The organism is Streptomyces rimosus subsp. rimosus, from assembly GCF_000720725.1.
Classification (GTDB): domain Bacteria; phylum Actinomycetota; class Actinomycetes; order Streptomycetales; family Streptomycetaceae; genus Streptomyces; species Streptomyces rimosus_A.
The window spans coordinates 24253-42745 of the sequence record NZ_JOCQ01000072.1 but is presented as its reverse complement, the minus strand read 5'-3'; the positions used below and the strand labels follow the sequence as shown (position 1 = coordinate 42745).

Sequence of the window (18493 nt, the reverse complement as noted above, 5' to 3'; positions counted from 1 at the left end):
CGCCGGCGCTGCGGGGGCCGGCGGCCGCGCCCGTCCGGCAGGCGCGAGCGTCATGCCGGGCCCGCGGCCCAGGCGGCCAGGCGCGCGCGCACCCACTCCGAGACCGGCCGCACACCGTGCTCGGCCTTCAGACAGGTGAAGACGACAGGCAGATCGCCGCGCTGCGCCTTGGCGTCGCGGGCCATGCCCTCCAGGTCGACGCCGACATACGGGGCAAGGTCGGTCTTGTTGATCACGAGGAGGTCGGCAGTGGTGACCCCGGGGCCGCCCTTGCGCGGGATGTCGTCGCCGCCCGCCACATCGATGACGAAGATCTGGCCGTCGACCAGGCCCTTGGAGAACGTCGCGGTGAGGTTGTCGCCGCCGGACTCCACCAGGATCAGATCGAGCGGGCCAACCGCGTCCTCCAGATCCTCCACCGCTTCGAGGTTGGCGGAGATGTCGTCGCGGATGGCGGTGTGCGGACACGCCCCGGTCTCCACCGCCGCGATGCGCTCCGGCGGCAGCACCGCCTCACGCAGCAGGAACTCGGCATCCTCACGGGTGTAGATGTCGTTGGTCACCACCGCCAGGGACAGCTCGTCGCGCAGCGCCCGGCACAGCGCGGCGACGGTGGCGGTCTTACCGGTACCAACCGGGCCGCCCAGCCCGATACGCAGCGCGCGGCGGGTGCCGTCGGCGCGCTTCGGGTCGGCGGCACGGTAGGTGTGCCGGTGCGGGAACCGCTCGTCGAGATCGTGATCAAGATGCATGTCTCTGCTCCGTAATCGTGTCGGAAATGGGGCGCGGTACGAAACTGCGGAGGCGCGCCGGGCGGCCGGAGGCGGGGCGCACCGCGGGATGGATACCGGCCGTCACGACGCGAACAGCCGCACCGGCCACGCCGCGTGCTGCTCAGCGGTGATGTCCAGCAGCGGTGCCGACGCCGCAGGCAGCACCCCGACCCCCTCCCCGGGCACGCGCCGCACCGCCTCGACGGCCTGCCCGGCCACCTGGTCCAGCGGCGCCGCCAGACGGGCCAGCACCGCCGTCGCCTCGAACGGATCCAGACTCAGCAGCCGTACGGCGGCGGTAGCCGGACCGCTGACGCTCTCGTACGCCGCCGCGCAGGCCGCATCCAGCGGTACCAGCCCCGCCGACCTGGCCGCCAAACCCAGCACCACCGGCTGATGGGCGCCCCGCGGCCGGGCCACGGCCAGCGCATCCAGCTCGGCCGACGGCCAGGTGGCCCGCGCCGCCCGCATCATCTGCCGCCCCAGCCGACGCGCCGTAAGCCGCAACGCCGGCACCGGCGTCCGCGCATCGGCAGCCTCGTCCAGCACCAACGGATCACACCCGGCCGCCGCAGCAGCCGCCAGCCCGGCCGCAACCAGGCCCGCGGTGTGCAACCGCCCCCGGCAGAACTCCTCCAAACTCGCCGCATCCGTGACCCGCCCCGCGGTGACCGCCGCCTCCGCACCCCCGGAATGCGCATGCCCCCCTGCCGGAAACCGGCCATCCGCCAACACCAGCAGCGCCGCCCCGCTCATCATCGCACCTCCTCCTTCAGCCGTGCGCACCTCTTCGGCCCCTCACCCGTCTCCCGGCCGCTCAGAAGAGGAAGTACCGCTGCGCCATGGGCAGTTCGGAGACATAGGCCCGGTCGACGATCTGGTCGTCGACGAATGTCGTCACATCCGTCACCTTCGCTCCGCCGATGATGACCTCATAGGTGTCGGGGTCGATACGGACATCGGGGGTCGCGTCGTTCTCCTTCATGTCGGCCTTGGTCACTGCTCGTGTGTCCTTGATGGCCCGGAACCGCTTGGTGAGTGTGCGGCCCTTGGCCAGGCCCTTGTTGAGGGCCCGGTCGGTGACGAAGTTGAAGGAGATGGCTCCGGGCGCCAGCCCCGTGGCTCCCCACATGGGGCGCGGCAGCACCGGCTGCGGGGTGGGGATGGAGGCGTTCGCGTCGCCCACCTGCGCGTACGCGATCTGTCCGCCCTTGATGACCAGATGCGGCCGGACCCCGAAGAACTTCGGCTCCCACAGCACCAGGTCGGCCAGCTTGCCGCACTCCACCGAGCCCACGACGGCATCGATGCCATGGGCGAGGGCCGGGTTGACGGTGTACTTCGCCACGTACCGGCGGGCGCGCCGGTTGTCGGCCAGTGGCGGCTCGGGCTCCGGCGTTCCGTCCGGCTCCGTGCCCTCGGGTCGGGTCTCCGGCCGGTCCTTGGGCTGGTCCTCCGGCAGGAAGCCGCGGCGCACCTTCATCACGTGCGCGGTCTGCCAGGTCCTCATGATCATCTCGCCGATGCGCCCCATGGCCTGGGCGTCCGAGGACATGATCGAGATGGCGCCGAGGTCGTGCAGCACGTCCTCGGCCGCCATCGTCGAGGGCCGGATACGGGAGTCGGCGAACGCCAGATCCTCCTCGACCTGAGGGTTCAGGTGATGGCAGGTCATCACCATGTCGAAGTGCTCCTTGACCGTGTTGACGGTCAGCGGGCGGGTGGGGTTGGTGGAGGCCGGCAGCACATTCGGCTCGCTCACCATCCTGAGCATGTCGGGCGCGTGGCCGCCGCCGGCGCCCTCGACGTGGAAGACGTGCAGAGGCCGCCCCTCGATGGCGTCGAGGGTGTCCTGGACGAAACCGGCCTCGTTCAGCGAGTCGGCGTGCAGTGCGAGCTGGACACCGGTCTCCTTGCAGACGCGCAGGCAGGCGTCGATGACGGCCGGGGTGGCGCCCCAGTCCTCGTGAACCTTGAGTCCGATGACTCCGGCGTCCACCTGGTCCAGCATGGACTGCTTCGACATGGTGGCGCCCTTGCCGAGCAGCCCGATGTTGACCGGGAAGGCGTCCAGCGCTTCGAAGGTGCGGTCGAGATGCCAGGAGCCGGGCGTCACGGTGGTGGCGGTGCTGCCCTCCGCCGGCCCCGTGCCGCCGCCGATCAGCGTGGTGACGCCCGCGGCCAGCGCTTCGTGCACCTGGCCGGGGCAGACGAAGTGGACGTGCGTGTCGATCCCGCCGGCCGTCAGGATCCTGCCCTTGCCCGCGATCACCTCCGTCTCCGGTCCGACGACGAAGTCGGTGGGTGCCGGGCCGATGCCGTTGTGACGGGTGTTGTTCTCCTCGTGCAGGGGGTTCATCGTCTCGGGGTTGTACGCCTTGCCCAGCGCGACGATCTCGCCGTCCCGGATGGCGACGTCGGCCTTGACGACGCCCCAGTGGTCCAGGACGACCGCGCCGGTGATGACGGTGTCGGGCGGCAGCACACGGCTGCCGGCGGCCCGACCGGTCCCGCTCCGGCCCGGATCGCGCGGGGCGATGGACTGCCCCATCGATTCGCGGATCACCTTGCCGCCGCCGAAGACCATCTCGTGGCCGCTGCGCCCGGGACCGCCGGACCAGTCGTCTTCGATCTTGATGCGCAGCGCTGTGTCGGCGAGGCGGATACGGTCGCGGGTCGTCGGGCCGAACCGGTCGGCGTAGGCGGCACGGGACAGGGGATCGAACGGGCCCGGCTCAGCCGGGCAGCAGGAGCAGTCGGGGCACGAAGCCATGGAGGTCACACCTGCTCCCCGCCGAACGAACCGCTGACGCTGTCGAGCGAACCCTCGACCTTCCGGGGCAGCGCCCTGATCTTGCGGCGCAGGCCGTGGACCACCCGCTCGCCTTCGATGGGCACGAGTTCGACCTCTTCGGTAATGCCGGGCTCGAACCGTACGGAACTGCCGGCGGGGACGTTCAGACGCCTGCCCCACGCCTTCTCGCGGGAGAACTCCAGCCCGTCGTTGGCCTCGGCGAAGTGGTAGTGCGAACCGACCTGGACCGGGCGGTCGGTCGGGTTCTTGACCGTCAGAGCGGTGATCTCGTGCTCGCGACGGTTGCGCTCGTTGAAGACGACCACCGCGTCTTCCTCACGCGGGGAGAAGTCGGCCTTCCCCGGCCAGACGGCCGGCTCGTCGTCCCGGCCCGCCGCCGGGAAGGGATCGTGCACGGTCACCAGCTTCGTCCCGTCCGGGAACGTGGCTTCCACCTGTACGTTCTCGATCATCTCCGGGACGCCCTCCATCACCTCCTCCCGGCTCAGCAGCTGCCGCCCGGAGGACATCAGGTCGGCGACGGTCCGGCCGTCCCGGGCCCCTTCGAGGACGTGCACGATCAGCAGCGCCATCGTCTCGGGGTGGTTGAGCCGCACCCCGCGGGCCCGGCGCTTTTCGGCGACATCCGCCGCCACGTGCAGCATCAGGCGTTCTTGTTCGTGTGGAGTCAGGTGCACAGCCGTATCCCTGCCTTCGCTCCCGCCCAGGGCTTCTGCCCTGAACCGTGTGTTGGGCTCCGGCCATGCATCACCGGCTCGCCGGACGAAGTCCTCCGACGTCATCCCGTGGCGGTACTCCGGCACAACAGCCGTCAAGGGCCGTTCCCAACCCCACGTGGACTCATCATGAGTACGCCGGCAGCCCACAAGCGTCGGACCGTGCGGCCAACACCCGAATGAGTGGCGACCGACAGATCGGCTGCACGGCACGGCATTCGATGATCCTGAGCACTCCGGACACGTCGGGCGCCCCGGGCACCTCGGGCACCTCGGGCGCCTCGGACGCCCCGGAGACCGCCTAAGCCCCTCCCCCGCCCAGCCACACCCCGACCACCTCGGCCGCGACGGACACCACCGTCCGGCCGGTGGTGTCGATCACCGTTGTGCCCGGCGGCTCCGGGCGGCGCCGGAGGTCGGCGTACTGGCGGAGGGTGCGGGTGAGTTGGCCGGCTGCCTCGGAGCCGATCTCCCGGCGGCGGACCCGGTGCTCCAGGGTGGGTACGTCGGCGGTCAGCCGTACGGCCGTGATGTCGGCGCCCGGCACGGCGTCGGCGATCCACGTCAACTCCCGCTCCAGCGTGACGAACACGCCCGTCAGGATCAGTCGGGTGTGCCCGACTTCGGCCAGGTTCGTCCAGACTGCGGCGAGGTTGCGGCGGGACAGCTCGTCCGGCGCGAGGCCGGGCGGGGGCCAGGGGTGCACCTGGTCCAGCTGGTCGGTGTCGATGACGGCGTGCGGGATGTCCGCGCGGCCGAGCTGGTGGGAGATCTCGTACGCCGTCGTGGACTTGCCGACCCCGGCGGCGCCGCACAGGACCAGAACCTTCGTCACAGGACCAGAACTTTCGTCGCGGGCTGCATCACCGCCCATGATCGGCCGATCGCACCCGCCTCGCCAGCGGATTTCCGGGCCTGCGAAGCTGTCCTGCGCCCGTACGCGCCGCACCGCGACCGGACGGGCCCGCGTCCGCAGCCGTTCCGGGCCACCGCCCGGTTTCCAGGAGCAGGAGAGACGACCGTGCGCAACGCCGTGGTGACGCCCGAGGGCGACCGCATCCGCTGGGCCGAACTGCCGGGCGAGGAGCCGGCCCGCGTCTACCTGCACGGCCTCGGCGCCACCTCGCCCGCCTACTTCGCCGAGACGGCCGTGCACCCGCGCTTGGCGGGCCATCGCTCGCTGCTCCTGGACCTGCTCGGCTTCGGCATCAGCGACCGGCCCACCGGTTTCTCCTACACCCTGGAGGCGCACGCCGACGCCGTCGCCGAGGCGCTGCGCGCCGCCGGGGTGAGCGCGGCGGATGTGATCGCCCACAGCATGGGCGGATCGGTGGCGATCGTGCTCGCCGGCCGGCACCCGGACCTGGTGGCGCGGCTCGTCCTCGTCGACGCCAATCTCGACCCGATCACCCCGCGGCGGGGCCGGCCGGGCAGCGGCGGCATCGCCGCGCTCTCCGAGGAGGAGTTCCTCGCGGGCGGCTGGGAGGGCGTACGGGACGCCGCGGGCCCGCACTGGTGGTCCACGATGCGGCTGGCCGGGCTGGAGGCGCTGCACCGCAGCGCGGTGCATCTCACCAAGGGGAGCGAACCGGTCATGCGCGAGCTGCTGCTGAAGCTGGCGATTCCGCGTACGTACCTGCTGCCCGAGGCCGATGTGCCGCTGCCGGGTGCCGGGGAGCTGACGGCGGCCGGCGTGCGGGTGGTGCCGGTGCCCGACTGCGGGCACAACATCATGCTGGACAACCCGGAGGGGTATGTCCGCGCGGTCGCGGCCGCGCTGGCGCCGCAAGCCGTCGGCTGAACCGGCCGAAAGCCCCTCCGGCCTGCGTGGATTGACGCCGTCACGCAGGCGTTGAGCTTCCGTTCATCGCGCTGCCGGATGCTGGCCATGCCGGCGGCACGGTGGTGCCGGCGGACGGGGGAAGTTCCGTGCCGAGATGGGGACATCTGTGATGAGCGTCGTTGAAGAACCGCTTCGCGTACCTGCCGTGTCGTTACCGCGCCAGCTGCCCGCGGGCAGCGCCAGGTCGCTGCCGATGCTGGACGCGGTGGTGGAGGTGTTGCGCGCCGCCGGTGAGGATGTGCACGTGGTGTACTCCGCACACGGCGACGTGTTCAAGGTGGTGCCGCGGCAGGACATGGCCGCCTGAACGGGCCGGGGCCGCCCGGTCAGCTGTCGCCCTGCCGCAGCAGGACGTTGCGGCAGGCGGCGGAGAAGTTGCTGAGACAGGCGTGGACATCCGCCCTGCGGTCCGCGACGCGCTCCCGTACGGCGTCGGGCTGCGCCGGTTCATGGGCCTCTGGCAGCACGGCCAGTTCGCGGTACGCCGCCACGAAGGCATCGGTCGCGCCGATCAGCGCGCGTGCGGCGTCGTGGACCTCCACGGGCCCCAGCATGGCCGTGGGGCTGACCGCGACCGACAGTTGCAGCCGCCGTTCCTCCACCCGCTCGACCAGTTCCTGTACGGGTCTCCGCCCGGAGAGCGCGGTGTGCAGGGCGGCGAGGGCGGCGGCCAGTTCGGCGTAGGCGCGGTTGATGTCGCCGTACACCTGGCGCCGCTCCTGGCGCACCCATTGCTCCTGCTCGTACCGGGCCTGCCCCGCCACCTGCTCGGCGAGGGCCCGCGCCGCCACCTCCGCGCTGTGCTTCGCCGCGCGATAACTGGCCAGCCCGCCGACCGCGGCCCCGAGCACCGCCCCGGCGAGCCCGATCGCACCGGCCAGGAGTGCGGCGAGTTCCTCGTCCACGGCGCCTCCTCGCACGGCGCCAAGGTACTGCCGGCCGACGGTGCCCGGTACGGGCCGTGCCTACCGGATCGGCACGCCCGCCACCGTCCTGGCGATGACCAGGCGCTGGATCTCACTCGTGCCCTCGAAGATCGTGTAGATCGCGGCGTCGCGGTGCATGCGCTCGACCGGGTATTCGCGGGTGTAGCCGTTGCCGCCGAGGATCTGCATCGCCTGGGCGGTGACCTTCTTGGCGGTCTCGCCGGCGAAAAGTTTGGACATGGAGCCTTCGGCGGAGGTGAACGGCTTGCCCGTGGTGGCCATCCAGGAGGCGCGCCAGACCAGGAGGCGGGCGGCGTCGATCTGGGTGCGCATGTCGGCCAGCTGGAAGGCGACGCCCTGGTTGTCGATGATCGGGCGGCCGAACTGGACACGGGTCTTGGCGTAGTCGAGGGCGACCTCGTACGCGGCGCGGGCGATGCCGACGGCCTGGGCGCCGACCGCCGGGCGGGACGCCTCGAAGGTGGCCATCGCGGCGTTCTTCACGCGTTCTCCGCCGGGGTTCTTCGCGCGTTCCCGCGCCCTCGCCAGGCGCTCGTCCAGCTTGTCCTTGCCGCCGAGCAGGCAGTGGCCGGGCACGCGCACGTCCTCCAGGACGACCTCGGCGGTGTGCGAGGCGCGGATGCCGTGCTTCTTGAACTTCTGGCCCTGGGACAGCCCCTGGGTGCCCGGCGGGATGATGAAGGAGGCGTGCCCCTTGGGGCCCAGGTCGGGGTCGACGACCGCGACGACGACGTGGACATTGGCGATGCCGCCGTTGGTCGCCCAGGTCTTGGTGCCGTTGAGCACCCATTCGTCCTTGGCCTCGTCGTAGACGGCGCGGGTGCGCATCGCGGAGACGTCGGAGCCCGCGTCGGGTTCGGAGGAGCAGAAGGCGGCCACCTTCACGTCGTCGGCGTCGCCGTACATCTGCGGGATCCAGGTGCCGATCTGCTCCTCGGTGCCGTTGGCCAGGACACCGACGGCGGCCAGGCCGGTGCCGACGATCGACAGGCCGATGCCGGCGTCGCCCCAGAACAGTTCCTCCATGGCCATGGGGATGCCGAGGCCGGTCGGGTCGAAGAACTGCTGGGCGTAGAAGTCGAGCGAATACAGGCCGATTTTGGCGGCTTCCTGGATCACGGGCCAGGGGGTCTCCTCGCGCTCGTCCCACTCGGCGGCCGCGGGGCGCATCACGTCGGCGGCGAAGCCGTGGATCCAGTCCCGGACCTCCTTCTGCTCGTCGCTCAGCTCCATGGTGAACTCGGCCATGACCCCTCCAGCGCTGCGTTGCCGGGTGCGGCACCCGACGGTGTTGCCGTGCGAGTGTTACTTGCGGTAACAAGAGTCTGTTACCCACCGGTAAGGGATGTCAACTCCCCCAGCGGCGCATTCACCCCGCGGTGCGGGTGTTACGTTGCGCGAGCGTCACGGATTCACAGAGGGCGGGGAGTGGGACATGGAAAACACCCAGTACAACGGCCGGCAGCGGGCCACCACGGCGGAGCAGTCCGCCGCGGGGCACGGCGCCGCGGCGGCCCCGCCGGACCCGGCCCGGCGGCAGCAGACGGCGACCGAGCGCCGGCGCCGCGAACTGCTGGAGGCCGCCGACCGGGTGGTGCTGCGCGACGGCCCGGACGCCTCGATGAACGCCATCGCGGCGGAGGCCGGGATCACCAAGCCGATCCTCTACCGGCACTTCGGCGACAAGGGCGGGCTCTACCGGGCACTGGCGGTACGGCACACCGACGCGCTGCTGGACGGGCTGCGGGCGGCGCTGGACTCCCCCGTACCGCGCCGGGACCGCGTCGAGGCGACGCTCGACACGTACCTGGCGGCGATCGAGACCCGCCCGCAGGTCTACCGGTTCCTGATGCATCCCGCCGACGAGAAGCCGGACGAGAAACCGGGGGCCGACAAGGACGCCGGCTTCGACGTCGGCCGGCACTCCGCGCCGCTGCTGCGCCGGCTCGGCGAGGAGCTGGCCGAGGTCATAGGCGAGCGGCTGGACCTGGGGCCGGGCGGCGAGGAGCTGGCCCGCGTCTGGGGCCACGGGATCGTCGGCATGATGCACGCGGCCGGCGACTGGTGGCTGCGTGAACGCCCGTGCTCGCGGGCGCAGTTGGTGCAGCATCTGGCCGACCTGCTGTGGGGGCGGCTGGCGGCGGCCGGGGACCGGCTGGGCGGGCCGGGGTTCTGAGCCCGCCCCCGTCAGGCCTCCGCCGTCCGCTCCCCCGCCCACGGCGCCCGGGCCGCCGCCCGCAGGGCCCGGCGGCGGCGCAGGCCGGTGAGGTGGTCGAGGTAGAGGCCGCCCGCCAGGTGGTCGCACTCGTGCTGGAGGCAGCGGGCGAAGAAGCCGGTGCCGGTGACGGTGAGCGGCTCGCCCGTCACGCTGAAACCTTCCACCACCGCGTGGTCGTGGCGCGGCGTACCGGCTTCGATGCCGGGCACCGACAGGCAGCCCTCGGGGCCGCGTACGACGATGCCGTCGGCTTCCACCAGCTTCGGGTTGACGAGGTGTCCGAGGTGCCGGCGGTCCTCGTCGTCCGGGCAGTCGTAGACGAACACCCTCAGCGGGACGCCGATCTGGTTGGCCGCCAGGCCGACGCCGCGGGCCGCGTACATCGTCGCGAACATGTCCTCGACGAGTTCGGCGAGGCCGGCGTCGAAGGCGGTGACCTCCTCGCAGACGCCGGTCAGGGCCGGGTCGCCGAGGAGGCGCAGGGGGCGCGGGCGGCCGGAGCTGCCGGGGATCGAGCGGGAACGCATGCGGGTAAGCGTACGTTCTGCAACGTGCGACGTCGCAGGTCGTCGCAGGGGGCCGGGGTCGCGGCACGGGTAGCGGGATTCGGGGCCGCCGCCGGATCTCGATAGGCTGATCCCCGACCGAAGCCTCCGGCCGGTCATCGGCTCCGGAGGAGGCGTTCCACCGGCAGCCCCAAGGGCGGGAGGGCGCCGGATGCAAGGAGGATCAAGGACGATGGCAGGCAACACGGAGCCGCTGTCGCCGCGGGCCAAGCTGGCCGTGACGGCGGGCAAAGCCGCGGCGGCGGTGTCGCGCGCGGCGGGGCGCGGCAGCGGATCGGTGATCGGCGGCAAGGTGGCGCTCCGGCTCGACCCCGACCTGCTGGCCCGGCTCGCCCGGCACCTGGACGTGGTGCTGGTGTCGGCGACCAACGGAAAGACGACCACGACGCGGCTGATCGCGGAGGCGCTGCGGGCCAGCGGCCCGGTGGTCTCCAACGCGCTCGGCGCCAACATGCCGGCGGGCATCACCTCCGCCCTGGCCGGCGGCTCGGACGCCCGCTTCGGCGTCATCGAGGTGGACGAGAAGTACCTGGCGGGCGTGGCGCGGGACGTGACGCCCAAGGCCATAGCGCTGCTGAACCTCTCGCGTGACCAGCTCGACCGGGCCGCGGAGACGCGCATGCTGGCCGAGCGCTGGCGCGAGGGCCTGGTCGGCTCCAAGGCGCTGATCATCGCCAACTGCGACGACCCGCTGATCGTGTGGGCGGCCTCGTCGTCGACGAACGTGGTGTGGGTCGCGGCGGGCCAGGAGTGGAAGGACGACGCCTGGTCCTGCCCGTCGTGCGGCGGCGTGATGCAGCGCCCCGGCGACGACTGGTTCTGCGCCGAGTGCGGCTTCCGCCGCCCCACCCCGAGCTGGGCGCTGTCCGGCGACCACGTACTGGACCCGCACGGCAGCGCCTGGCCGATCCGGCTCCAGCTGCCGGGCCGGGCGAACAAGGCCAACGCCGCGACGTCGGCGGCGGTCGCCGCGGCGTTCGGCGTGCCCCCGCAGGTCGCCCTGGAGCGGATGTACTCCGTCCAGGCCGTCGCCGGCCGCTACGACGTCGTCTCGTTCCAGCAGCGCGATCTGCGCCTGCTGCTGGCGAAGAACCCGGCGGGCTGGCTGGAGACGTTCTCGCTGATCGACCCGCCGCCCACCCCGGTGATCCTCTCGGTGAACGCGCGGGGCGCGGACGGCACGGACACCTCCTGGCTGTGGGACGTCGACTACACCCGGCTGGCCGGGCACCCGATCTTCGTGCTCGGTGACCGCAAGCTCGACCTGGCGGTCCGCCTGGAGGTCGCGAACCTGGACTTCCGGGTCTGTGACACGCTGGACGAGGCGGTGGAGATGGCCCCTCCGGGCCGTATCGAGGTCATCGCCAACTACACGGCCTTCCAGGACCTCCGCAGGCGCGTGGGCAACTGACGTGAACCAGCGATCTTCACGACAAGGACGAGCGAGCATGAGTGACAACAGCCTGCGGCTGGTGTGGATCTACCCGGACCTGCTGAGCACGTACGGGGACCAGGGCAACGCCCTGGTGGTGGAGCGCCGGGCCCGCCAGCGCGGGCTGGACGTCCAGCGCCTCGACGTCCGCTCCGACCAGCAGATCCCGACCTCCGGCGACATCTACCTGATCGGCGGCGGCGAGGACCGGCCGCAGCGGCTGGCGGCCGAGCGGCTGCGCCGCGACGGCGGCCTGAACCGCGCGGTCGCCAACGGCGCGATCGTCTTCTCGGTGTGCGCCGGCTACCAGATCCTGGGCCACGAGTTCATCAACGACCTCGGGGAGCGGGAGCAGGGCCTGGGCCTGCTGGACGTGGTGAGCACCCGCGGCGAGGGCGAGCGGTGCGTCGGCGACGTACTGGCCGACATCGACCCGCAGCTGAACCTGCCGCCGCTGACCGGCTTCGAGAACCACCAGGGCGTGACCCACCTGGGACAGACGGCCCGCCCGTTCGCCCGGGTCCGCTTCGGCAAGGGCAACGGCGTCGGCGACGGCTACGAGGGCGCGTACAACGACACCGTCTTCGGTACGTACATGCACGGCCCGGTCATGGCCCGCAACCCGCACATCGCCGACCTGCTGATCAAGCTGGCGCTGGACGTCAACGCGCTGCCGCCGGCCGACGACCGCTGGTACGAGGCGCTGCGGCAGGAACGCATCGCCGCGGCCACGCAGCCCGCGTAACCGATTCGCCGTACCCGTACGCCCGCGGTGTCCGCACTGCGGGCGTACGTGTGCCACCGGGCCCCGCGCTTGTAAGGTGAGCGCAATTCCACCGGACGACGGGGTCCGGGCGTCCGGTCGAGAGTCCGTGCCCGCGCCCGGCCATGGCCCGGCGGGCAGGCTCTTCAGTGCAGAGGGTCTGCGAAACAATGCGCATTGGTGTGCTCACCTCCGGCGGCGACTGCCCCGGGCTGAACGCCGTCATCCGCTCCGTCGTCCACCGCGCCACCGCCGACCACGGCGACGAGGTGATCGGTTTCCGGGACGGCTGGAAGGGCCTGCTGGAGTGCGACTACCGCAAGCTGGACCTGGATGCCGTGAACGGCATCCTGGCGCGCGGCGGCACCATCCTGGGCTCGTCCCGGGTGCAGCCCGCCCACCTGCGGGACGGCGTGGAGCGGGCCCGCGGCCACGTGGCCGATCTGGGCCTGGACGCGATCATCCCGATCGGCGGCGAGGGGACGCTGAAGGCGGCCCGGCTGCTGTCCGACGCCGGTCTGCCGATCGTGGGCGTGCCCAAGACGATCGACAACGACATCGCCTCGACCGATGTCACCTTCGGTTTCGACACGGCGGTGGGTGTGGCCACCGAGGCGCTGGACCGCCTGAAGACCACCGCGGAGTCGCACCAGCGCGTACTGATCGTCGAGGTCATGGGCCGCCACACGGGCTGGATCGCGCTGCACTCCGGGATGGCGGCGGGCGCGCACGCCATCGTGGTGCCGGAGCGCCCGTTCGACGTGGCGGAGCTGACCCGCAAGGTCGGTGCGCGCTTCGAGGCGGGCAAGAAGTTCGCGATCGTGGTGGTCGCCGAGGGCGCCAAGCCGCGCGCGGGCTCGATGGCCTTCGACGAGGGCGGCACCGACATCTACGGGCACGAGCGGTTCGCCGGGGTGGCCCGGCAGCTGTCCCTGGAGCTGGAGCGGCGGCTCGGCAAGGAGGCCCGCGCGGTGATCCTGGGCCATGTGCAGCGGGGCGGCACGCCGACCGCGTACGACCGGGTGCTGGCGACCCGTTTCGGGTGGCACGCGGTGGAGGCGGCGCACCGCGGCGCGTTCGGCATGATGACGGCGCTGCGCGGCACGGACATCACGCTGGTGCCGCTGGCCGAGGCGGTGGAGTCGCTCAAGACGGTGCCCGGGGAGCGGTACGCCGAGGTGGACTGCGTGCTGTAGCCCGCCCTGCCTTCTGCGTGACTGTTCCATGACTCCCCGATGACTGCTCCGTGCGGGCCGCCACGCGGCCTGTTCGACCGCCCCCGGCCGTGGCCCCGGCCGGGGGCGGTTCTAGTCTGGTCGCGGAGTATCGGTACGAATCAGGAGCGAGCGGATGGATCACGGCGGGCACGGCATGAACATGGATCTGCCGCCGTTCACGCTGGGGCGCGGCATGGAGTTCGGCGGGGACCCGTTCTTCCTGATCGGCTGCCTGGTGGGGCTGGGGCTGTACGGCTGGGCCGTGCTGCGGCTGCGGCGGCGCGGCGACCACTGGCCGGTGGCCCGGACGGTCGCCTGGGTCATCGGCGTGCTGACCGTGGCGCTGGTGATGTGCACCAAGCTGAACGACTACGGCATGGTCATGTTCAGCGTGCACATGGTGCAGCACATGGTGATCAGCATGCTGTCGCCGATCCTGCTGCTGCTCGGCGGGCCGGTGACGCTGGCGCTGCGCGCGCTGCCGGCCGCCGGCCGGGGCCGCAAGGGGCCCCGCGAGCTGCTGGTGGCGCTGCTGCACAGCCGGTACATGCGGGTGATCACCCATGCGGCGTTCACCATCCCGATGTTCATCGCGAGCCTGTACGCGCTGTACTTCACGCCGCTGTTCGACTTCCTGATGCAGTCCAGGGCCGGGCACATCGCGATGATGGTGCACTTCCTGGCGGTGGGCCTGGTCTTCTTCTGGCCGATCATGGGCGTGGACCCGGGGCCGCACCGGCCGGGCTACGTGATGCGGATGCTGGAGCTGTTCGCGGGCATGCCGTTCCACGCGTTCTTCGGCATCGCCCTGATGATGGGCACCGAGACGATGATCAAGACATTCGAGAACCCGCCGGCCTCCCTGGGCATCGACGCGCTCGGCGACCAGAGCGCGGCGGGCGGCATCGCCTGGGCCTTCAGCGAGATCCCGTCCGTGCTGGTGCTCGTCGCCCTCCTCTACCAGTGGTACAAGTCCGAGGAGCGCCAGAACCAGCGCAAGGACCGCGCGGCGGCGCGCGACGGCGACCAGGAGCTGGCGGCGTACAACGCCTACCTCGCCTCCCTCCAGGCCCGCGGCCAGGGCGGCGGCGCAGGGTGACCGGTTACTGACCAGAGGTCACGCACGAGAGCTGGCGGTACGGGCCGCGGCCGGGGACCATGTCCCCAAGGCCGCGGCCCGCGGCGTTGGGCCACCGGGCCGCTGTGAGGAGGTTGCGGGGATGCCCGGATCCGCTAAGGCGATGGCGGCGTGCACGGTGGGCGGACTGGTCGCGACGACGGCCTACACCGTGGCGCTGGGCAGCAGTGGCTGGCTCTGGTTCGCCTGGGTGGTGCTGGCCCTGGTGACGGTCGGGGTGGTGGCGGCACGGCCGTCGTAAGAGTCGCGAGAGGGGCGGGCGGCCGTCGCGAGGCCGGTGTCCACTCCGCAAGGGGCCCTTCGCGGCACGTCCGGCCTGCGATCTAGGCTGCGGGCATGTGGAAGGAAACGGCCCGCGGCGCGTGGCCCGACGCGGCATTCGCAGCTCCCGTATCACCGGCCGCGCTGACGGACGCGGAGCGCCGCCTCGGGTGCGGCCTGCCGGGCGAACTGACCGGATTGCTCCGTGAGACGGACGGGCTCGTGGGGCCGTACGGGGTCGATGCCGTATGGCCCCTGGAGCGCGTCGTCGAGCAGAACCTGTATTTCCGGTCCGACCGTTCCTTCGCCGAGCTGTACATGCCCTTCGACGCGCTGCTGTTCTTCGGCGACAACGGGGGCGGTGACCAGTTCGCCTTCGTCCGCACGCCCCGGCGGCCGGACGTCTTCGTGTGGGAACACGAGGACGACAGCCGCCGGTGGGCCGCCCGGGACCTGCGCGACTATCTGGAACGGTCCCTCGGGGCGGACGGCGACGACTGGTACCGGTAGCCGCGGCGCGGCCGGTACCGGTCCGGGGTCAGCGCTTGCGGGCGTACTTCCGGACCAGGACGCCGTTGTCGAACGTGCGGATCCAGTCCAGCGTGAAGTCCGTGACCGTGAAGTCCGCGCCGAACATCGGCATGCCGGAGCCGTAGACCTGCGGGTAGGTCTTGATCACCAGCTCGTCGACCTCGTCGAGCAGTTCGCCCGCCACCCGCGAGCCGCCGCAGAGCCAGATGTCCAGGCCGCCCTCCTCGGCCTTGAGCGCGCGGACGGCGCCGACCAGGTCCTCGGTGATCAGGTGCACGTTGGGGTCGGGCGACTCCCCGAGGCCGCGGGAGGCCACGTACTCGCGGAGGTGGCCGTACGGGCTGGTGATACCCGCGTCCAGCCCCACCTGGTAGCTGCCGCGCCCCTGGATCACCGTGTCGAACTTCTGGTTCTCCGCGTCGTGGAAGTCCAGTACGCGGCGCCCCTCGGCCGATACGGTCTCCGGGTATTCGGTCTTCAGGAACTCCAGGAACTCCTCGTTGACGAACTGCATCATCGACGACGCGTCACCGTTCGGGTCGCCGATGAAGCCGTCGATCGAGCAGGCCACGAAGTAGGTGAGCTTGCGCAAAGGGTCCTCTTTTCCGCCGGCGACGCGCGGTCGCGTCGCAGTCAGGGTCGGTGCGGTGGCGGACGGGCATACCCCTTCGCCGCAACCACTTCACCCATAGTGCTTCAGGCGTAGTGGTTGCGCAAGTCTTTTCTTGGCAGCTCCTGTCTGCGGCGCGCCTGCCGGGGACTGCGGAACATCCCCGGCAGGTGCGTCAGCAGTGGCTCAGCACGCGGCAGTTACCGCTCAGGAGTGGGCGACATCCACGATGAGCTGGTTCTTCTGCTGGGTGACCCGGAACGGGAGCCGCTTGGCGACCCCCAGCCCTATCTGCGTGTCCCCCTCGAAGCTGGCCGCGTACCGGGTGTCCTTGAAGGAGCGGTAGCCCGAGATGTTCACGCCCGGCAGCGGCTTGCCGGCCTTGCCCGGGTACGTCGCCTTGCCCGTGCCCGGGTCGTAGCTCGGCGCCGCCACCCGGATCTCCAGAATGGCGCCGCCGCCGACCTTGATGAGGTCGCCGGAACCGTCCTGGTGCAGCTCCTTGACGTAACCGATGCGGTAGCCGACCGGCTTGCCGCCCGCGGTCGGCACCTCGAAGACCATCCGGTCGAAGCAGTCGTGCTGCCCGGTCCGGATCTTCGTCAGCGGCTTGTGGTGGTCCGCCCCGGCGGACTTCAGGGCGCTCCCCCAGCCGGCCGTGTCGCACGCGGCCGCCGCGGCGGCGGCCGGTGCGGCCCCCGTCGCGGACGCGGCCGTCGCCGAGACCGCCGTTGCCGACACTGCCGCGCCTGCCAGCACGACCGCGGTCAGCGCAGTGCCCAATCGTCGCATTGCATACCCCGTATCTCGTCGCGTCCCATCGGATGCCGATGGTTCGTCCGTGGTGCGGCCCGGCCGGTCGGATCCGGCCGGTCCGTACTGGCGATCATTGCGTACGGGTCTGACAACGCGGCCCCGGGAGCGACGGGTTTCAGCCGCCGCCGAACGCCTGCGGGCCACGGCGCCCTTGGCGGCCGAAACGCCCTGTGCGACGCTCGCTGCCACGGCGGGGCCCGTCCGCGCACGTCACCCCCGCCGGCCCCGGTTCGTACGAATGCCGATACGGCCGCCTGTTACGGACAGTCCGGCGCGGTGTCCCGCGGCGCCGGCCGCCGGGCCGGAAGGCCGGCCGTGAAGCCAAGGAGAGCCAGAAGATGACTACTTCTGATCATGCCGGTCAGCACCCGCTCACCGACCCGACCCTCTACCGGACCCCCGCCGACGCCATCGCCGCTCCCCCGGAGAAGCTCGCCTACCTCGTCGGCTTCGACCGCACCGCGCAGCGCCCGGATGCGCTGATCGTCGTGGACACCGACCCGGAATCGAGCTCGTACGGACGGGTGCTGCACCTGGCCGACGTGCCCGGACTGGGCGACGAGCTGCACCACTTCGGCTGGAACGCCTGCTCCAGCGCCCTCGCCCACGAGGGCCACCACCAGCCCGAGCGGCGCTACTTGCTGACGCCGGGGCTCCGCTCCTCCCGGCTGCACGTCTTCGACACCCGCCCGGACCCGGCGCGCCCCCGCCTGGTGAAGGTGATCGAACCCGCCGAACTCGCCGACCGGGCGGGCTACTCACGCCCGCACACCCTGCACTGCGGCCCCGGCGGCGTCCTGCTGTCCTGCCTCGGCGGCGCGCACGGCAGCGACGGGCCGGGCGGCGTGGCGCTCCTCGACCACGAGACCTTCGACGTACTGCGCGCCTGGGAGACGGACCGCGGCCCGCAGCGCCTTGCTTACGACGTCTGGTGGCACCTCCAGCACAACATCGCCGTGACCAGCGAGTGGGGCACGCCGTCGATGGTCGAGGACGGCGTCGACCCGGAACTGCTGCTCGGCCGCGCGTACGGGCACGCGCTGCACTTCTGGGAGCTGGATTCCGGCCGCCATCTGCAACGCGTCGACCTGGGCGACGAGCACCAGATGGTCCTGGAACTGCGCCCGTCCCACGACCCGACCGCGACGTGGGGCTTCGCGGGCGTCGTGGTGAGTGTGGCGGACCTGTCGGCTTCGGTGTGGCGGTGGCAGCGCGAGGACGACGGGCGGTTCACGGCCCGCAAGGTGATCACGATTCCGGCGGAGCCCGCCAAGGAGGACGAACTGCCTCCGGTGCTCCAGCCGTTCGGCGCGGTGCCGCCGCTGGTCACCGACATCAACCTGTCGGTGGACGACCGCTGGCTGTACGTGTCGGCGTGGGGCACCGGCGAACTCCACCAGTACGACGTGAGCGATCCCGCCCACCCCCGCAAGACCGCGTCCGTACGGCTCGGCGGCATCACCGCCCGGCAGCCGCACCCGGCGGCGCCCGGTCTGCCGCTCACCGGCGGCCCGCAGATGGTCGAGCTCAGCCGCGACGGGCGCCGGGTGTACCTCACCAATTCCCTGTACGGCGCGTGGGACGACCAGTTCTACCCCGACGGCATCCACCCCTGGCTCGCCAAACTCGACGCCGACACCGAGAACGGCGGCCTCGCCCCCGACCCGCGTTTCTTCCCGCACGGTGAGGACTTCCGCGGACTGCGCGTCCACCAGACCCGTTTGCAGGGCGGCGACGCGTCGTCCGACTCGTACTGCTACCGCTGACCGTTTCCACCGGAACCGGAACCGATTCCGGGCCGGGGCGCGTGGCAGGACGGGACGGATATCGACGCATCCGCCATATCC

At 71.7% G+C, this 18493-nt stretch carries 20 protein-coding genes; 10 read left to right on the top strand and 10 right to left on the bottom strand.

Annotated elements, in window-relative coordinates; translation table 11 throughout:
• Positions 1-50: 50 nt before the first annotated feature.
• From ureG to IH45_RS0129800, 5 genes are all read right to left on the bottom strand, one after another.
• The gene (ureG, locus tag IH45_RS0129825; RefSeq protein WP_030675340.1) at positions 51-752 is read right to left on the bottom strand and encodes an urease accessory protein UreG; all 702 of its coding nucleotides are present in this window, start codon (positions 750-752) and stop codon (positions 51-53) included.
• Positions 753-854: 102 nt separating this feature from the next.
• Positions 855-1529: an urease accessory protein UreF gene (locus IH45_RS0129820; RefSeq protein WP_030675337.1), complete on the bottom strand. Its 675-nt coding sequence runs from the start codon at positions 1527-1529 to the stop codon at positions 855-857.
• A gap of 61 nt (positions 1530-1590) precedes the next feature.
• Positions 1591-3546 carry an urease subunit alpha gene (locus IH45_RS0129815; protein WP_050515282.1) on the bottom strand — a complete coding sequence of 652 codons (1956 nt, stop codon included), beginning with the start codon at positions 3544-3546 and terminating at the stop codon, positions 1591-1593.
• 5 nt (positions 3547-3551) lie between these two features.
• Complete coding sequence (locus IH45_RS0129810; RefSeq protein ID WP_030675332.1) at positions 3552-4265, bottom strand: urease subunit gamma; 714 nt, start codon at positions 4263-4265, stop codon at positions 3552-3554.
• A 340-nt stretch (positions 4266-4605) separates the two neighbouring features.
• A complete protein-coding gene (locus IH45_RS0129800) occupies positions 4606-5139 on the bottom strand; it encodes an ATP-binding protein (protein WP_030675330.1) in 534 nt (177 codons plus the stop codon).
• Positions 5140-5325: 186 nt separating this feature from the next.
• On the opposite strand from IH45_RS0129800, the gene IH45_RS0129795 reads away from it, so the two are divergent.
• Positions 5326-6105, top strand: coding sequence for an alpha/beta fold hydrolase (locus tag IH45_RS0129795; protein WP_030675326.1), 780 nt, complete (start codon positions 5326-5328; stop codon positions 6103-6105).
• Positions 6106-6292: 187 nt separating this feature from the next.
• Positions 6293-6454 carry a hypothetical protein gene (locus IH45_RS1000000147070; RefSeq protein ID WP_226048747.1) on the top strand — a complete coding sequence of 54 codons (162 nt, stop codon included), beginning with the start codon at positions 6293-6295 and terminating at the stop codon, positions 6452-6454.
• 19 nt (positions 6455-6473) lie between these two features.
• Here IH45_RS1000000147070 and IH45_RS0129785 read toward each other — a convergent pair whose 3' ends face one another.
• The gene (locus tag IH45_RS0129785) at positions 6474-7052 is read right to left on the bottom strand and encodes a hypothetical protein (RefSeq protein ID WP_030675323.1); all 579 of its coding nucleotides are present in this window, start codon (positions 7050-7052) and stop codon (positions 6474-6476) included.
• A gap of 60 nt (positions 7053-7112) precedes the next feature.
• Positions 7113-8342, bottom strand: coding sequence for an acyl-CoA dehydrogenase family protein (locus tag IH45_RS0129780; protein WP_030675320.1), 1230 nt, complete (start codon positions 8340-8342; stop codon positions 7113-7115).
• 187 nt (positions 8343-8529) lie between these two features.
• Between IH45_RS0129780 and IH45_RS0129775 the strand changes: the two genes are divergently transcribed.
• Positions 8530-9270 carry a TetR/AcrR family transcriptional regulator gene (locus IH45_RS0129775; protein ID WP_234440726.1) on the top strand — a complete coding sequence of 247 codons (741 nt, stop codon included), beginning with the start codon at positions 8530-8532 and terminating at the stop codon, positions 9268-9270.
• An 11-nt stretch (positions 9271-9281) separates the two neighbouring features.
• Here IH45_RS0129775 and def read toward each other — a convergent pair whose 3' ends face one another.
• Positions 9282-9839, bottom strand: coding sequence for a peptide deformylase (gene def, locus IH45_RS0129770; RefSeq protein WP_030675313.1), 558 nt, complete (start codon positions 9837-9839; stop codon positions 9282-9284).
• Positions 9840-10050: 211 nt separating this feature from the next.
• On the opposite strand from def, the gene IH45_RS0129765 reads away from it, so the two are divergent.
• From IH45_RS0129765 to IH45_RS0129740, 6 genes are all read left to right on the top strand, one after another.
• Positions 10051-11289 carry a MurT ligase domain-containing protein gene (locus IH45_RS0129765; protein WP_030675310.1) on the top strand — a complete coding sequence of 413 codons (1239 nt, stop codon included), beginning with the start codon at positions 10051-10053 and terminating at the stop codon, positions 11287-11289.
• Positions 11290-11326: 37 nt separating this feature from the next.
• The gene (locus IH45_RS0129760; RefSeq protein ID WP_030601993.1) at positions 11327-12055 is read left to right on the top strand and encodes a type 1 glutamine amidotransferase; all 729 of its coding nucleotides are present in this window, start codon (positions 11327-11329) and stop codon (positions 12053-12055) included.
• A gap of 188 nt (positions 12056-12243) precedes the next feature.
• Entirely contained in the window at positions 12244-13269 is a 1026-nt protein-coding gene (locus IH45_RS0129755; RefSeq protein WP_030675307.1) for a 6-phosphofructokinase, read from the top strand.
• 154 nt (positions 13270-13423) lie between these two features.
• Positions 13424-14389, top strand: coding sequence for a cytochrome c oxidase assembly protein (locus tag IH45_RS0129750; RefSeq protein WP_030675303.1), 966 nt, complete (start codon positions 13424-13426; stop codon positions 14387-14389).
• A gap of 121 nt (positions 14390-14510) precedes the next feature.
• The gene (locus IH45_RS1000000149500) at positions 14511-14669 is read left to right on the top strand and encodes a hypothetical protein (RefSeq protein ID WP_030675301.1); all 159 of its coding nucleotides are present in this window, start codon (positions 14511-14513) and stop codon (positions 14667-14669) included.
• A 95-nt stretch (positions 14670-14764) separates the two neighbouring features.
• Positions 14765-15199, top strand: coding sequence for an SMI1/KNR4 family protein (locus tag IH45_RS0129740; RefSeq protein ID WP_030675298.1), 435 nt, complete (start codon positions 14765-14767; stop codon positions 15197-15199).
• A gap of 28 nt (positions 15200-15227) precedes the next feature.
• Here the strand turns inward: IH45_RS0129740 and IH45_RS0129735 are convergent, their stop codons facing one another.
• Both IH45_RS0129735 and IH45_RS0129730 read right to left on the bottom strand, forming a co-directional pair.
• Positions 15228-15812, bottom strand: coding sequence for a dihydrofolate reductase family protein (locus IH45_RS0129735; protein ID WP_030675295.1), 585 nt, complete (start codon positions 15810-15812; stop codon positions 15228-15230).
• A 225-nt stretch (positions 15813-16037) separates the two neighbouring features.
• Complete coding sequence (locus IH45_RS0129730; protein WP_030675292.1) at positions 16038-16622, bottom strand: AMIN-like domain-containing (lipo)protein; 585 nt, start codon at positions 16620-16622, stop codon at positions 16038-16040.
• A 362-nt stretch (positions 16623-16984) separates the two neighbouring features.
• Between IH45_RS0129730 and IH45_RS0129725 the strand changes: the two genes are divergently transcribed.
• On the top strand, positions 16985-18412 hold the full coding sequence (locus IH45_RS0129725) for a selenium-binding protein SBP56-related protein (protein ID WP_030675289.1): 1428 nt from the start codon (positions 16985-16987) through the stop codon (positions 18410-18412).
• Positions 18413-18493 lie beyond the last annotated feature (81 nt).